Annotated in this window: 15 protein-coding genes and 1 riboswitch; of the genes, 9 read left to right on the top strand and 6 right to left on the bottom strand. The window is 68.9% G+C overall.

Going from position 1 to position 14,341, the window contains the following annotated elements; genetic code table 11:
- Nucleotides 1–73: 73 nt before the first annotated feature.
- From AB0M51_RS25380 to AB0M51_RS25370, 3 genes are all read right to left on the bottom strand, one after another.
- Entirely contained in the window at nt 74–817 is a 744-nt protein-coding gene (locus AB0M51_RS25380; protein WP_344194750.1) for a hypothetical protein, read from the bottom strand.
- 72 nt (nt 818–889) lie between these two features.
- Nucleotides 890–2,026, bottom strand: coding sequence for a hypothetical protein (locus AB0M51_RS25375; protein ID WP_344194752.1), 1,137 nt, complete (start codon nt 2,024–2,026; stop codon nt 890–892).
- Nucleotides 2,023–3,552 (bottom strand): FAD-dependent oxidoreductase, encoded by a 1,530-nt coding sequence (locus AB0M51_RS25370; protein ID WP_344194753.1) that lies wholly within the window; start codon nt 3,550–3,552, stop codon nt 2,023–2,025. Before AB0M51_RS25370 ends, AB0M51_RS25375 begins: the two co-directional genes overlap by 4 nt.
- Before the next feature lie 36 nt (nt 3,553–3,588).
- Here AB0M51_RS25370 and AB0M51_RS25365 point away from each other — a divergent pair, with 36 nt between their 5' ends.
- Complete coding sequence (locus AB0M51_RS25365) at nt 3,589–4,341, top strand: AraC family transcriptional regulator (protein ID WP_344194754.1); 753 nt, start codon at nt 3,589–3,591, stop codon at nt 4,339–4,341.
- A gap of 14 nt (nt 4,342–4,355) precedes the next feature.
- Here the strand turns inward: AB0M51_RS25365 and AB0M51_RS25360 are convergent, their stop codons facing one another.
- Nucleotides 4,356–5,186 (bottom strand): ZIP family metal transporter, encoded by an 831-nt coding sequence (locus AB0M51_RS25360; RefSeq protein WP_344194756.1) that lies wholly within the window; start codon nt 5,184–5,186, stop codon nt 4,356–4,358.
- Between the two features lie 206 nt (nt 5,187–5,392).
- On the opposite strand from AB0M51_RS25360, the gene AB0M51_RS25355 reads away from it, so the two are divergent.
- The 5 genes from AB0M51_RS25355 to AB0M51_RS25335 all read left to right on the top strand — a co-directional run bounded on the left by AB0M51_RS25355 (nt 5,393) and on the right by AB0M51_RS25335 (nt 9,043).
- The gene (locus tag AB0M51_RS25355) at nt 5,393–5,857 is read left to right on the top strand and encodes a hypothetical protein (RefSeq protein WP_344194758.1); all 465 of its coding nucleotides are present in this window, start codon (nt 5,393–5,395) and stop codon (nt 5,855–5,857) included.
- A gap of 4 nt (nt 5,858–5,861) precedes the next feature.
- A riboswitch (ZMP/ZTP riboswitch) is annotated at nt 5,862–5,950 on the top strand.
- A 19-nt stretch (nt 5,951–5,969) separates the two neighbouring features.
- Nucleotides 5,970–6,800: a dihydropteroate synthase gene (gene folP / locus AB0M51_RS25350; protein ID WP_344194760.1), complete on the top strand. Its 831-nt coding sequence runs from the start codon at nt 5,970–5,972 to the stop codon at nt 6,798–6,800.
- A gap of 32 nt (nt 6,801–6,832) precedes the next feature.
- Nucleotides 6,833–7,609, top strand: coding sequence for a phytanoyl-CoA dioxygenase family protein (locus AB0M51_RS25345; protein ID WP_344194762.1), 777 nt, complete (start codon nt 6,833–6,835; stop codon nt 7,607–7,609).
- A 67-nt stretch (nt 7,610–7,676) separates the two neighbouring features.
- Nucleotides 7,677–8,171 (top strand): SigE family RNA polymerase sigma factor, encoded by a 495-nt coding sequence (locus AB0M51_RS25340; protein ID WP_344194764.1) that lies wholly within the window; start codon nt 7,677–7,679, stop codon nt 8,169–8,171.
- Complete coding sequence (locus AB0M51_RS25335; RefSeq protein ID WP_344194766.1) at nt 8,168–9,043, top strand: hypothetical protein; 876 nt, start codon at nt 8,168–8,170, stop codon at nt 9,041–9,043. Before AB0M51_RS25340 ends, AB0M51_RS25335 begins: the two co-directional genes overlap by 4 nt.
- A 14-nt stretch (nt 9,044–9,057) precedes the next feature.
- Here AB0M51_RS25335 and AB0M51_RS25330 read toward each other — a convergent pair whose 3' ends face one another.
- Nucleotides 9,058–10,266: an MFS transporter gene (locus AB0M51_RS25330; RefSeq protein ID WP_344194768.1), complete on the bottom strand. Its 1,209-nt coding sequence runs from the start codon at nt 10,264–10,266 to the stop codon at nt 9,058–9,060.
- 55 nt (nt 10,267–10,321) lie between these two features.
- Nucleotides 10,322–11,278: a VWA domain-containing protein gene (locus AB0M51_RS25325; RefSeq protein ID WP_344194770.1), complete on the bottom strand. Its 957-nt coding sequence runs from the start codon at nt 11,276–11,278 to the stop codon at nt 10,322–10,324.
- 122 nt (nt 11,279–11,400) lie between these two features.
- On the opposite strand from AB0M51_RS25325, the gene AB0M51_RS25320 reads away from it, so the two are divergent.
- The 3 genes from AB0M51_RS25320 to AB0M51_RS25310 all read left to right on the top strand — a co-directional run bounded on the left by AB0M51_RS25320 (nt 11,401) and on the right by AB0M51_RS25310 (nt 14,317).
- The gene (locus AB0M51_RS25320; protein ID WP_363750697.1) at nt 11,401–12,411 is read left to right on the top strand and encodes a LacI family DNA-binding transcriptional regulator; all 1,011 of its coding nucleotides are present in this window, start codon (nt 11,401–11,403) and stop codon (nt 12,409–12,411) included.
- A gap of 119 nt (nt 12,412–12,530) precedes the next feature.
- Nucleotides 12,531–13,451, top strand: coding sequence for a sugar ABC transporter permease (locus AB0M51_RS25315; protein ID WP_363750695.1), 921 nt, complete (start codon nt 12,531–12,533; stop codon nt 13,449–13,451).
- Between the two features lie 2 nt (nt 13,452–13,453).
- Nucleotides 13,454–14,317: a carbohydrate ABC transporter permease gene (locus AB0M51_RS25310; RefSeq protein WP_363750693.1), complete on the top strand. Its 864-nt coding sequence runs from the start codon at nt 13,454–13,456 to the stop codon at nt 14,315–14,317.
- The last annotated feature ends 24 nt before the right edge of the window (nt 14,318–14,341 follow it).

Below are 14,341 nucleotides of genomic sequence, written 5' to 3'. Positions count from 1 at the left end.
GTCCGGTCGGGCCGGCGGGATCGTCTCCGGGTCGATGACCATGGCAAGCATCCGTACCTCCTGTCGATCGGGCTCAGGCGAGGTGGTAGAGGAGCGGCATCGCTCCGGTGCGGTTGACGAGCAGGTTGGTGAGGACGTAGCTGCGGAAGCTCGGCCTGGTGACCTGCCGCAGGAGCAACTGCGGTACGCCGTAGTCCCAGCGCGCGTGGTTGACGAAGACGTAGTCGGACTTGTCCGTCGGCTGGAGCAGGGTGGAGTTGTCCAGACCGGTGTTCTTCTTGTACCAGCTGGCCAGGTGTTCCCACAGCTCGAGCGCGACCTCGGTGTCCGCGGCGACGAAGTAGTTGAACAAGAACAACCCCGGGCGTGACTTGTCCACATCGCCGAGTGATCGCGTGCAGCGCGCCGGCATGACATGCAGGTCGGTCGACGCGGCGAGGAGAGCATCGTGGAGGGTGCGGTACTCCTCGGACTCCTGCACCTGCGCGATCACCTCGGGCAAGGTGGTCTCGACGAGTACGACGACGTCGTACCGAGCGTGGTGTACGCCGTGCCGGCGGGCGTACCCCGTCGGTGGCGGCACGACGATCGCGTCGTACACGGTGACCTTGGTGACGTCACCGCGCTCCTCGAGCTTTGCCGCCATCGTCTTCAGTTCCTCGAGCAGGCGTGTCTTGTTCTCGCTGGAGCGGGTGAACGGCGCCCGACCGCTCGGGGGTTCGACGGATGCGGCGAGGTGGAGGTAGCCACTCGACGGCGGTTCTGCCAACGCGGCTCGTGGGTACTTGCCGGTCGGGCCGATCAGTTCGAGGTCCATTGGGGTTCGCCTCCTGAATCATGGCGATCCTTTGGTACCCGTCGCCGCCGGATGCATGCGCCCGGCGAGTCGCTACCGCCCGGCGCGGGTGATCTCCGGGGGAATGCCGTCGGACCAGGCCGCGGCCCATTCGGTGGCGAACTCGAGGTCGGCGACCCCGTCCGGCGGCAGAGCGACGCTCGTCGGGGCGAGCCGCGGGGTCGGGGCGGCCTTGCGGAGGTCGGCGACGACTTCTGCGAAGCGGTGGCCGGCCGGTTTGACGTGGTTGTGAACGTCGAGGAGACCGAGTCCGTACTCGAGTGGCGCGAAACCGCCGTACTCGGGCCGGATGTCGTGGGAGGCCCACCAGGTGACGGCGCCGACGCCGGGGACCGACAGGGAGTGGCGGAGGAGGCGTTCGGTCGCGTGCTCGACGCTGACGTCGGTGACCCATTCGGGCGCGACGCCGATCTCCTGGATCCAGAGGGGCTTCGGCGCCGTCTGGTGCGCGGCGGCGACCTGGGCGAGAAAGGCGCCGATCGACCAGGCCAGGTCGTTCTGTTCGCCGAAGTGACCGATGAAGCCGCTGAAGTACGGCCAGGCGTGGACGGTCGTGAGGTCGGGCTCGTTGGCGAGCAACGCGGGGGTGAAGCCGGTCTGCGAGGTGGTCCACGGCTGGTGGTCGGCTCCGAGGACGACCGGTAGCCCGGGCGCCGCGGCATGCGCGGCGTCGATCAGCGTGCGCGCCCAGTCGTCGAGGTCCTGCGTGGTGACCTTCGAGGGCTCGAAGCCGACCAGCATGTTCGGTTCGTTGCCCAGGTCGATGCCGGCGCCGGCAGGATGAGCGGCGACCAGTTCGGCGACGGAGGCGATCAGGGTCTTGGCAGCGGCCAGCGCGAGGGTGTCGGTGAAGAGGTTCGCCTTCGGGATCCACGGCGGCCGGAAGACCCAGCCGGAGAGGAAGCCGTTGAGCACGGTGACCCAGACGTCGAGGCCGACGTCGTGCGCGCGGTCCAGCAGAACCGACAGCCGGGTCATCGCGGCGGCCGAGACGGTGGTGGGCGTCGGCTGGAAGACGGGCCAGAGACATTGGATGCGCACGTGGTCGCAGCCGAGGGCCGCGATCGCCGCCAGGTCTTCGGCGATCGAGCGTTCGTCGAAGTCCAGCCACGCGTTCCACCATTGCTGCCGCGGTACGTAGTTGACGCCGAATGCCGGGCGGTCCGTCATGGTCGGGTCTCCCAGGCGAGGACCTGGCCGCGCTCGGCGAGCCGGTCCCGCAACGCGGACATGTCGATGTCCTGTACGGCGGTTCCCGCCCGGACGGACTGAACCGCGGCGACCGCCGCCGACTCGGCCAGTACGCAGAAGACCGGCTCCATCCGGGTCGCCGCGTAGCCGATGTGCGTCGCGGACAGGCAGACCGGGACGAGCAGGTTGCCGCAGTCGTCCGGCTTCGGCGTGATGGCCCGGTAGGGGACGGGATACGGCCGGCCGGTCCCGAGATGGCCGCCGATGAACATGTCGCCTTCGGTCGCCACGCCGAGTTGCCCGGTGGTGGCGTCGCGCCGCGGAATCCGTCGTACCGGATAGACATCGACGCCGAAGAGCGCCAGGCCGATGCTGTCGGCAGGGTCCGTCAGGTTGGCCACGTCCGCTTGAGTGACGGTGTAGACGCCGTCGAGCCGGCGGGAGACCCGCACGTACAGCTGCGGGGGCCAGCCGTCGGTGTCCGGGAAGACGCTCGCATCCAGTCCGTACGCCGCGGTCTCCGCGCGGAACTCCGCTGGTACGGCGGGATCCGTCGAGAGGAAGTGGTGCAGCCCGCGCAGGTAGTCGATGTGCTGACGCCAGACTCGCGCCCGGGTGTCCCAGTCGCCGTCCTGGTACTCGCGGCTCACGCCGAGCGGGGCATTGGTGATCAAGGAGGCCCGCTGGTAGTTGTACTCGCCGGAGTTGAGCCAGCCGGGGAAGATCCCACGCAGCGCGTCGAGGTCGGATCCGAGCTGAGCGATGTACCGGCGTACCAGTTCGTAGTCGTCGGGCGAGTAGCCATCGGGCGGCGTGATCGGCCTGCGGGCCGCGGGGTCGGTCGTGACGTAGAAGCGGAAGTTGTACGCCTGGGCGTAGTCGTCCGCCGCGCCGAGCGGGAGACCGTGGTCCGGGTCGAGGAGCGGAAGCAGTCCGCTGGAGCTGTCGCCAGGACTGACGTACGGGTCGAGCGGCGTCCAGTTGGTGACGGGCCGGACACCGGCAAGGTCCTCGCCGAAGTCGTCCCGGGACTCCCGCCCGGTGCGGTAGGCGACCCCGGCCAGGGCCATCAGGTCGCCTTCGTACGACGCGTCGATGAAGACGTCGGCCTGTACGTCGATGTCCGGTGTGGACTCGCTCGCCGGCAGCGGGACACCCCACCGGTCGGGCGTCGAGGTCTCCAGCTGGATGCCGGTGATGCGGTTGCCGTCGCGCGTGACCGAGCGGACGCGGCGTTCGAAGTACACGTCGATCCCAGCGGTCCACTCGTGGAAGGCGCGCAGTACGTCGTGGGGGTGCTCGCCGAAGCCGAAGACCACGTCCCTCGTCAGGCCGCCGGCCGCGGCGGGGAGCGGGCAGTCCTGCCGGGGCTTGATGCCCGCGACGAGCATGCCGCCCAGCGATCGGCCCGGCTCGATCAGAACGACGGACGCACCTTCCTGCTGTGCCGTCATCGCGGCGACACAACCGGCGGGGGTGCCGCCGTACACACAGACATCGACCATGGCATGCACTCTGCCGTCTGTCGTGTTGTCGGTGACATGGCTGATTTGGACGTCGGCATGTACTTTTTTGACATGCTCACGCTCGACGGCTACCTGCTCGCGCCCCGCCGGAAGCAGTTCAGTCTGGCCGTCGACACCTATGAGACGTGGAGCCTGTTACTGCCCAGAACCGGCGCGTTCGCCTTCGAAGTCAGCGGCGTACCTCGTGGTGTGGCGACGTTCGGCGACGTCGTCATCTGTCCGCCGGGCGGTGTGCTGTGGCGCCGGATGCAGCGTCCGACTGCCTTCTTCCACGCCCGCTTCAGTACCGTGCTCGAGCCGCCGGTCGGCCGCACGCGACTGCTGGACCTCGACCGTCTGCGGGCGGACCTGACCATGCTCGACGACCACACCGAGCTGATCGCGACCCACGTCGTCACCGACCTCGTGCTGATGGCGTCCCGCGCGCAGCGGGCAGCGCCCGGCGACGAATTGGTGCTGCAGGCAACGGCCTACCTCCACGACCACTTCGACTCGCCGGATCTCTCGCTGGGCGACCTCGCCGACGAGCTGGGCATCAGTTCCGCCCAGTTCTCCCGCCGCTTCAAGACGACCCACGGCGTCACGCCGGCCGACTACCTGCGCCGTATCCGCCTCCGACGAGTCCGCGAACTCCTCACCGAAACCGACGCCACCCTCCAGACGATCGCCGAACGCACCGGCTACCGCAGCGCGTTCTACCTCAGCCGCGTCTTCAGCACCGAGACCGGCCGGTCCCCGTCGCAGTACCGGCAGACCGCCAGAGTTTGACGGGTTGCCGGCCTTCAGGCTCCGGCGGCGGTGACCACGGCGTCGGTGGCGAAACCGGCCAGGAGGCCGAGCAGGATGCACCAGGTGGTGAGTTCCTTGAGGCCGGCCCTGCGAGCGACTGCCAGTAGTTCGATGACGACGTACAGGATCGAACCCGCGGCGAGGCCGAGGAACGCCACCGACAACGTGTCGTTGACGAACCGCTGCCCGATGAGCGTCCCGACGAACGTCGGGCCGCCGCCGATCAGCCCGAGCAGCGCGAGGGTCAGCCAGGACGGCCGCTCGCCTGCGGCTGCGAGCGGTGCGACGATGCCGAAGCCCTCGGTGGCGTTGTGCAGGGCGAACCCGATGATCAGCAGCACGGCGAGCGACATCTCGCCGGTCGCCGCGGAGTTGCCGATCGCGAGACCCTCGGCGAAGTTGTGCAGGCCGATCCCGGTGGCGATCATCGTGGCCAGGCCGGCCGCGGCCGAGGCTGTCTGCGGCCTCAGCGCCGGATCGCCGGTCGCGGCCGCACCGGGGCCGGGTTTCGGTTGCGCCGTACGCCGCCGGGCCATCCAGCGGTCGTAGTACACCAGGCCGAGCAGCCCGATCCCCAGCCCGGCAGCCAGGACCAGGCCGTTGCCCAGCGTCGTACCCCAATGCTTGTCCGCGAGCGCGGTGTCGATCGGCTCCCAGGCGTGGGCGAGGACGTCCCAGAGCAGGAAGAGCAGGATGCCGATCGCGACCGCGTTCAGGCCTGCCTTGAGCCGAGGCGCGGGATTGCGCAGCCGGCCGATCGGGAGACCGAGATAGATGGTGAGGCCGGCGACAGCGCCGAGAACCGCGACCTGCGAGCTGGACATCAGAACTCTCCGGGAAAGGGGAACGCAGAAGTGCAGCTCGGACATTAGGTGAGGCAAGGCTGACCTCACAAGTCCTGAGCTGGAACTCCCGCTCCCACTGAGAATCCGCTGAGGAGCAAGGCGTCTGGATACGTCACCCGGAGCGGGGAGACGGTTCACCCGGACGGGGGATGGGCGGCGGTGCCGATGTCGTTACGTTCAGTCGCATGGATGAACCTGCGCGCGTCCGGCAGTGGCCGGCGTACCTGCTCGCTGTGCTGTTCGCCGGGTATGCCGCGGGGAAGGCTGTGCGTGCGTGGCAAGGGAGGCTGGGGTTTCCGGGCGGTCCGCCGGTGTCGGCTGCCGAGGCTGACCGCTACCCGTTGGATCCGGTGGTCGCCCAGTCGCTGGCTTCCGCGAGTGGCGTGCTCGCCGCCTGCATCGTGCTCGCGACCGTGACGTCGATCGGCCGGAGAATCCCGCGTCCCCTGATGCTGGTCGCGCTCACCGCCCTGGTGCTGCCCGTTGCCGCGGGCGGCGGAATCATGGCGCTGGACGGCTTCATCGGGTTGGGCGTCGGCTGGCGGTGGTACCACGGCGTACTGGGGATCGCCTGCACCGGCCTGTCGATCGACACAGCCCATTCGTACCTGCGGACGACAGGGGCCCGACGTCGACGCGTGTGCCGTTAGGCTGGGGCCGGACCGTGACTGGCGCGTGAGGTGGGGTACCACCGGGGAGCGGTCCCGTCTGGATGACGTGTGCCGTGCGCCTGGGCTTCTGGGATCGAGCTGGAGGCCTGCCATGGTTCGCCCGCGGTTGGTGGGGATCGTCAATGTCACGCGCGACTCGTTCTCGGACGGGGGACGCTACCTGTTGCCCGAGGCTGCGATCGCGCACGCCCGGGAGCTGGCCGCGGCCGGCGCCGACGTCGTGGAGCTCGGGCCGGCGTCGAGTCATCCGGACGCGGAGCGGGTGCCGCCGGAGGAGGAGATCGCGAGGCTGGACCGAGTGGTCGACGGGCTGGAAGGGATCCCGTGGGGCGTGGACTCGTTTCACCCCGAGGCTCAGCGGTGGGCGCTCGCGCGCGGGGCGTCGTACCTGAACGACATCGGCGGGTTCGCCCGGCCGTACGGCGAACTCGCCGACTCGTCGTGCCGGCTCGTGGTGATGCACTCCGTCCAGCGAACCGGACCGGCGACGCGGGTGGTGACCGACGCGGGCGCGATCTGGGGCCGGATCGAGGCGTTCTTCGACCGGCGGATCGCGGCGCTCGAGGGTGCCGGGATCGGGCCTGAGCGGTTGGTGTTGGATCCGGGGCTCGGCTACTTCCTCGGGAGCACACCGGAGCCGTCGATCGCGGTGCTGGCGGACCTCGCGCGGTTGAAGGAGCGGTACGGGCTGCCGATCCTGGTGTCGCCGTCGCGGAAGTCGTTCCTGCGGGCTATCACGGGAACGGACCTCGGGGGGATCGCAGCGGCCACCCTCGCGGCCGAGCTGTCCGCGGCCGACCAGGGCGCCGACTACATCCGGACACACGACCCCGCGGGTCTGAGGGACGCCTTGCTCGTTCGGGACGCCCTGGCCGAGTTCGATGTTTATCGGTACAGGCGCGGCATCAGAATTGGATGGTGACCGCCGTTTCACCAGGAAAAGAGGGCACAGTCATGCTCGATCCCGTCGTCGGCAAAGGTCCGCTGACCGAGACTGACCGCTTCATCTTCGAGTCGTGGGGCTACTTCCTGATTCCCGGCGTCCTGACGAAGGACGAGGCCGCCGAGGCGTACGACGTCTCGCAGCGGCTGCACGCGAGCCGCGAGCGCGAGTTCGGGCAGATCGGCCGGACCTACGAGAGCGAGCCGGTTCTCGAGCGGCTGATCGATCATCCCGACGTACTGCCGAAGGTGCAGGGCCTGCTCGGCGACCGGTTCGTGCTGCAGGCCGGCTGGAACACCATGCAGCCCGCGCACGCGGGGAACGGCGGCTGGCACCAGGACGGATCGTCGGCGTACGACTTCAAGGAAGTGGGCTACCCGGTTCCGTTGCTGCAGCTCCGCGTGTCGTACCTGCTCACCGACCAGACCGTGCCCGGCATGGGCAACATGGAACTGATTCCCGGCAGCCACCGCTCCCGGGTCGCGCTGCCGGAGTCGATCCGGAAGAACAAGGACGACATCGCGATCGGCCACGTCGTGTGCGCCGAGGCCGGCGCCGCTCTGGTGTTCCACAACGGTGTGTGGCACCGGACCTTCCGCCACGACGGCGACTACGACCGCTTCACGACCCACTACGTCTACAGCCCGCCGTGGGTGCGCCCGGCCGACCGTTTCGGCAACGACCCCGAGTTCCTCGAGCGCACCACGCCGCTGCGGCGCGCCCTGCTGGGAGAGTTCACCCGCCCGGACGCCCCGTTCGGCGCGAACTACGATCCGCTGCCGATCTGATCCGCCGATGCAACCAACTTCGCACTCGTAGGCGTGTCTAACCCGGTATCGAGGACCGGGAGGACAAATGAGTGACCGGGACGCCGCGTTCGAGGCGTACTTCGCCGCACGTTCCGACGCCATGCGCGGTACGGCGTACCTGCTGTGCGGCGACTGGCATCGAGCGGAGGACCTGGTTCAGCAGACGTTCACGAAGCTCTACCTGGTGTGGCGCCGGATCCAGCGGCACGAGGCGATGGACAGCTACACCAGGCGGACGCTCCTGCGGACGTTCCTGTCCGAGCGCCGCCGCGGGTGGTTCCGGCACGAGTCGGTCGGGTCTGCGGACACCGACCGGCCGGGGCCGTCGTCCGGCCTGGCCGACGAACGGCTCGTGTTGCTGGAGGCGCTCGCGAAGGTACCGCCGAGACAACGGGCCGTTCTGGTCCTGCGGTACTGGGAGGACCAGTCCGTCGAACAGACGGCCGAGTTGCTCGAATGCTCAACCGGAAACGTCAAGAGCCAGGCTGCGCGTGGGTTGGCGACGCTGCGCGGCCTGCTCGAAGAGGAGAGAGTGCGATGAAGGAAGAGGAACTCGGCGAGGCACTGCACGACCTCATGGTGCGGACGACTCCGCCGCCGTCGATGGACCCGGCGAGCGCCCTCGACCAGGGCCGCCGGGCGCTCAAGCGGCGCAGGATCGCGGTGACCGGCGCCGCCGCCGTCACGCTGGCGGTCGGCCTCGGAGCGGGTCCGGCACTGGTCGTGCATTACGCAGGCAGCCGGCCGGCGAGCCCGATGGTGGCCGGCGGTACCGGCACCAGCCGCCCGCTCGCCACGCCGCGGCCGGTCTCCACCGTGACCCCGAAGGCGCCCGCGACCCGGAAGTCCGGTGATCCGTGGCCGGAGGGCCAGACCGACCGTACGGCGACCGCGGGGCCGCGCGCCGATCGAGCCGTGACGCTGATGAACGAGCTGAGCTCGTCGGTGCCGGCGGGATTCACGAGTCCGAACCTGAAGTACCCGGACGGCCTGTCGATGAGGTGGCCGCAGGCGCAGTACGCGTCCAACGACGGGGAGCAGGACTACTGGCAGTACCAGGCCACGATTCCGGTGCAGAAGGGTGACCGGGTCGGCAAGTTGCTGGCGTCGTCGACCACACCTGACGGGAAACCGGCCCTGACTCCGTGCAAGCTGGCCCAGAAGTTCTGGGGCGGGACCGGCAGTTGCACAGTCGTGGACGTCGCCGGCAAGAAGGTCGGCGTACTGACCACGAACGGTCACGACAGCTACGACCAGTGGGCCGTCTACCGCTACGCCGACGGCACTGTCGTCTACGTCGCACAGGCCAAGAAGTCCGACAGCAACGACCGGCCGCCGTTGCAGCAACCCGTCTTCACCGCCCGCCAACTCGCCGAGCTGGCAACCTCACCGAACTTCAAGATCAGCACCTGACCCAGCAGCTCGGCTCAGGTCGCCGGGACTGGCCGGCGCGCCGTGGCGTAGCGCGTGATCGGGACGAACAACGCACCGCTCAGGGCGAACCATGCTCCGAGAATGAGCCATCCCGGTACGCCGAGGCCGAGGGGCAGCAACGCCATGACGGACGGGGCGAGCATCGAGCTGAGCGAGGTGCTGGTGTTCCAGACGCCCTGGTACTGGCCTTGGGCGTGCTCGGCGGCGAGGTCGAAGCCGAGGAGGAACGAGCCCGAGGACTGCAGGAGTTCACCGGCGGTCAGCACCATCGCGGCGACTGCCAGGACCGCGACGGCCAGGGCACCGTCGCCGGCCGAGGCCGTCGCGAACAGGCCCATGGATGCCAGTAGCAGGAATCCGGCGGTCCTGGTGGCGCGTGCGGCGGTGCCGGTGTCGACGATCCCCCTGGATGCTCGGACCTGGAGCACCGCGACGCCGGCAGCGTTCACGATCAACGGCAGCGCTGCCGCCCAGTGGGGTGCACGGGTGTGCTCGACGACCCAGAGCGGGATCGCGACGTCGATGACGGAGTAGTGGATCGAGATCGCGGCGTTCAGTGCCGACACGGCGAGATAGCCGCGGTCTCGGAGCACGATCCAGAGCGGACCGTCGGTGCGCGGTTGCGGCGGCACCCGCGGTACGGCGAGTACGACGAGAGCCGCGGTGACGCCGAGGACGACGTACAGGCAGAACATCAGCCGGTACGACGTCGACGTACCGAAGGACAGCGCGACGGCGCCGAGGCCCGCGCCGGCGGTCACGCCGATGTTGGTCGTCGCGCGCAGGTAGGCGCGGGCTCTGACCCGCTCGGCCGAGCCCCGGGTGACCCCGGCGATGAGCGCGAAGCGGACAGCGTTGGAGCCGCGGTCGAGGATCGTCACGGCGGTCGCCACCGCGAGGAACTGCCAGAACGTGTCGATGACGACGTACAGCAGGGCGATCAGCGACAGCATCAGGCTCATCAGCACGAACAGCAGGCGTGGTCCGCGCCGATCGGCGAGCTGACCGAACGGCAGGCCCGCCAGCAGCCCGAACAGCCCGGCGACCGTGAGCCCCAGGCCGAGCTGGGCGATCGACAGGCCGACGATCCGATGGAAGTAGAGCACGCTGATCGTCATCAGCAGGCCGTTGCCGACCCTGCTGAGCAACGTGGCCAGGGCGAGCGGCCGCAGTGGTCCTCGCGGCGGCAGAAGCTTCCTCACTCGCCCATCGTCAACCATATGCGACTAAGTCGCAACTAGTGTCGACGGGGAGGGGTCACGGGAAGCGAGTGGCGGTGGCGATCGCGGCTGCGCCGGCGACGAAGGTGAGGAGCATGGCGATCCCGGCGAAGCGCGAGGTGACCTCCTTGTCCTGCTTGTCGTAGCCGACCGAGGAGCCGATGTCCTTGTAGACGTTGTCGAGTTGGTCGGCGGACTCGGCGTTGTAGGCCTTGCCGCCGGTGATCCGGGCGATCTCCTGCATCTCGCCCGGATCGGGTGGGACGCGTTCGCGGATGCCGTCCATCTCGATGAAGCCGGACTGGGTGCCGATGGTGAGCGTGTAGACGGGGACGTTCTTGGCCTTGGCCGCGGCGGCAGCTTCCTGGATGGTGCGACCTACGGTGCGTTTGCCGTCGGACTCCAGGACGATCCGCGCGGGTGCCGGTTCGTTGGGGTGGCTCGGGTCCGGCGGCACCTGGGTGATGGCCTGGAGCGCCGCGAAGATCCCTTCGCCGGTTCCGGTGGACTCGGCGAGCTGCAGGCCGTCGATGGCACGCAGTACGACCGCTCGATCGGTCGTCGGTGGGACGACGATGGTCGCCGTTCCGGCGAAGGCGACCAGGGCGATGTTGAACTTGGCCGGCAACTGGCCGACGAACTGCTTGGCGGACTTCTTGGCGGCGCCGAGCCGGCTGGGGTCGATGTCGGTGGCCATCATCGACAACGACACGTCGATGGTCATCACGATGGTCGCGCGCTCCCGGGGGACCTTGACGACGGCCTTGGGGCGGGCGAACGCGACCACCGACGACGTCGCCGCCAGCAGCACCAGCGCGACCGTGAGGTGCCGGCGCCACTCGGGTCGCCGCGGCGCGACGCGGTCGAGCAGGGCGAGATTGGTGAAGCGCAGCGCGTACGCCGTTCGCCGGCGCTGCAGGATCAGATACGCCGCGACGGCGGCCAGAACGATGAGCAGAAGCCACAGGCGCCCCGGAGACAGGAAATGCGACAACTCGGCTCCACCAATCGCACTCGACGTTGAGATAGCGGGCGGCTGCGTCCGACAAACCAGCTTACGTCGGCCGGATCCACGACCCACCGGGGAGTGCGTGCCGTAGACCGTACGATGAGACGGTGCCTGCCAGTATTCGCGACGTCGCACGGGAAGCCGGTGTCTCCCTCGGTACGGCGTCGACGTACCTCAACGCCCCGGAGCGTGTCGGGCCGGAGACCTCGCGGCGGATCCAGAAGGCGATCGACGAGCTCGGCTACATCCGGAACGAGGCGGCCCGGCAGTTGCGCGCCGGGCACAGCCGGATGCTCGCGATGCTGAGCATGGAGCTGCGGAACCCGTTCTTCGGCGAGGTGGCCGAGGTGATCGAGCAGCGGGCGACCGACTTCGGGCTCTTCCTGATGCTGCTGTACGGCCACGGTGACGTCGACCGGGACCGGCGGTACGTCGATCTCGCCGTCCAGAAGCAGGTGTACGGGATGATCCTCGCGTCGGGCAGCGCCACGCCCGACGTACTGGACCTGCTCGACCGGCACAAGGTCCCGACGGTGCTGATGGACGGGCACGCCGACCGCGACGGGTTCGCGTCGGTCGCCATCGACGACGTGACCGGCGCGCGCCGGGCGGTCGAGCACCTGATCGAGCAGGGCTGCCGGCGGATCGCGGTGATCGGGGGAGAGGCGACACTGCCGCAGATCCAGGAGCGCGTCCTCGGCGCCCAGCAGGCGGCGGCCGGCCGGCGCGGCGTGACGCTGGAGATCGTGCCCACCAAGGAGCGCACAGTGGAGGCGGGCCGGGACGCCGGTGACGAGTTGGTACGCCGGTCCGCGCGCCGCCGCCCCGACGGCGTCTTCGCGATCAACGACCTGATCGCCGTCGGGCTGCTGCAGTCGCTCGTGATCTCGGCCGGCTGGCGGATCCCGCAGGACGTCGCGCTCGTCGGGTACGACGACATCGACTTCGCCTCGTCGTCCGTGGTGCCGCTGTCGACGGTACGGCGGCCGCGGGACATCTTCGGCTGGGCCGCCGTGGACTTCGTCCGGGAGCTCTCCCGGGCCAAGGTGCCCGGACCGCCGCGGCACGTCGAGATCCAGCCCGAACTGATCGTCCGGGCGAGTTCGCGCCGCCACTGAAACGATTACAATCCGCGCGCCGTCCGATCCTGGACACCTCGCTGTTCCGCCCTTGACAGGCAGATAGTGCTCCGCCACAGTTCCACTGAAACGTTTCGACTCGGCGAACGGAGCCTTTCATGTCGGTGGCCTCGACCGTGGCGCGACGGCGGCGGCGCCGGCCGTTCGCGGTGTACCTGACGCTGATACCGGTGCTGGCGACGCTCCTGGTGTTCCAGTACTACCCGGCGGCGAGCGGCGTCTGGCACTCCTTCTTCGACTGGAAGCCGGCCGGCCATTCGACGTTCGTTGGCCTGGGCAACTACCGGACGATGCTGCACGACGACCTGTGGTGGAGCTCGTTCCGCAATCTCGGGCTGATCTTCGTCTTCGGCGTCGTGATGTGGGCGATCCCGCTGCTCGCGGCCGAGCTGCTGATCTCGTTGCGGAACCGCAGACTGCAGTTCGTCTACCGCACTCTGCTGATCGTGCCGATGGCGTTCCCCGGCGTGGTGACCGCGCTGGTGTGGTCGTTCATGTACCACCCGAACCAGGGCGTCATCAACCAGGCGCTGAGCGCGGTCGGCCTTCCCGGGCTGCGGCAGAACTGGGTGGGCGACCCGGACCTCGCGCTGATCAGCCTGCTGTTCATCGGCTTCCCGTTCGTCGCGGGGCTGCCGTTCCTGATCATCTACTCGAGCCTGACGAACATTCCGGCGGAGGTCTTCGAGGCGGCCGAGCTCGACGGCGTCGGCCGCCTCCGCCGCGTCTGGACGATCGACCTGCCGCTGCTGGCGGCGCAGATCAAGCTGCTGTTCTTCCTCGCCGTCGTCGCCACGCTGCAGTACGGCTTCCTGGCGTACATCGTCACGTCGGGCGGCCCGGACGGTGCGACCACCGTCCCGGTGCTGCGCATGCTCGACGTCGCGTACCAGGGCGGTGACTGGGGTTATGCGGCGGCGCTGTCCACGACGATGTTCGTGATCACGCTCGTGCTGTCGTGCGTGATCGTCTTCGTCCGCCGCCGGAACACCGGCCTGTCCGACGCGAAGGGGATGTGACCATGTTCGACACGCGAGCGACCCGGCGCCGGACGGTCCACCGGACGCGGCGGAAGCGCGGCCAGGCAGGGGTGATCGCCGGGCTCACGATCCTCGTGCTGCTCAGCCTCGGGCCGTACGCCTTCATGCTGGGGACGTCGGTCAAGGACAACCTGCAGTTCGCGACGAACTACTGGTTGCCGTCCTGGCCACTGCACCTGGAGAACTACTCGACCGCCTGGCAGCAGATCAGCCCGTATCTGCTCACCTCGCTCCTGGTCGCCGCAGCGGCGATCGTCGGCATCCTGCTGCTGTCGTCGGTGGCCGGCTTCGTCCTGGCCCGGTACGCGTTTCCCGGACGCCGGTTCCTGTTCGCGATGATCGCCGCGCTGATGATGGTGCCGAGCATCTCGAGCCTGATCCCGCTGTTCGTGATGATGCGCGACTTCGGGCTGCTCAACACGTACGCGGTGCTGGTGATCCCGCACATCGCGGGCGGCGTCGTCCTCGGCACGATTCTGATGAAGACGTTCGTCGAGGGTATCCCGCAGTCGCTGTTCGACGCGGCCCGGACCGACGGCGCCGGGGGAGTCCGGATGTTCACCTCGATCATGCTGCCGCTGTCGACGCCGGTGATCGGCACGGTCGCGCTGGTGACCGTCAACGGCGTCTGGAACGACTTCTTCTGGCCGTTGCTGACGATCACCAAGGACCAGTACCGCACGGTGTCGGTCGGGCTGCTGTTCTTCCACGGCCAGACCGGCACGGCGTACGGCCCGATGTTCGCCGGCTACATGCTGGCGAGCGTGCCGCTGCTCGTGCTGTTCGTACTGCTCTCGAAGCACTTCCTGGCCGGGGTCCAAGGCGGTCTTCCGGGCAGTCACTGAAATCCCACCTGCAGAAGGGAAATC

Origin of the sequence: Kribbella sp. NPDC051137, assembly GCF_040682535.1 — a bacterium.
GTDB lineage: Bacteria > Actinomycetota > Actinomycetes > Propionibacteriales > Kribbellaceae > Kribbella > Kribbella karoonensis.
Note: the sequence above shows the minus strand (reverse complement) of the source record. Positions and strands in the feature narration are given on the sequence as shown.

Coding starts and splice junctions, on each gene's coding strand:
- AB0M51_RS25380 (WP_344194750.1), bottom strand. CDS start 817: ATGGACCTCGAACTGATCGGCCCGACCGGCAAGTACCCACGAGCCGCG.
- AB0M51_RS25375 (WP_344194752.1), bottom strand. CDS start 2,026: ATGACGGACCGCCCGGCATTCGGCGTCAACTACGTACCGCGGCAGCAA.
- AB0M51_RS25370 (WP_344194753.1), bottom strand. CDS start 3,552: ATGGTCGATGTCTGTGTGTACGGCGGCACCCCCGCCGGTTGTGTCGCC.
- AB0M51_RS25365 (WP_344194754.1), top strand. CDS start 3,589: ATGGCTGATTTGGACGTCGGCATGTACTTTTTTGACATGCTCACGCTC.
- AB0M51_RS25360 (WP_344194756.1), bottom strand. CDS start 5,186: ATGTCCAGCTCGCAGGTCGCGGTTCTCGGCGCTGTCGCCGGCCTCACC.
- AB0M51_RS25355 (WP_344194758.1), top strand. CDS start 5,393: ATGGATGAACCTGCGCGCGTCCGGCAGTGGCCGGCGTACCTGCTCGCT.
- folP (WP_344194760.1), top strand. CDS start 5,970: ATGGTTCGCCCGCGGTTGGTGGGGATCGTCAATGTCACGCGCGACTCG.
- AB0M51_RS25345 (WP_344194762.1), top strand. CDS start 6,833: ATGCTCGATCCCGTCGTCGGCAAAGGTCCGCTGACCGAGACTGACCGC.
- AB0M51_RS25340 (WP_344194764.1), top strand. CDS start 7,677: ATGAGTGACCGGGACGCCGCGTTCGAGGCGTACTTCGCCGCACGTTCC.
- AB0M51_RS25335 (WP_344194766.1), top strand. CDS start 8,168: ATGAAGGAAGAGGAACTCGGCGAGGCACTGCACGACCTCATGGTGCGG.
- AB0M51_RS25315 (WP_363750695.1), top strand. CDS start 12,531: ATGTCGGTGGCCTCGACCGTGGCGCGACGGCGGCGGCGCCGGCCGTTC.
- AB0M51_RS25310 (WP_363750693.1), top strand. CDS start 13,454: ATGTTCGACACGCGAGCGACCCGGCGCCGGACGGTCCACCGGACGCGG.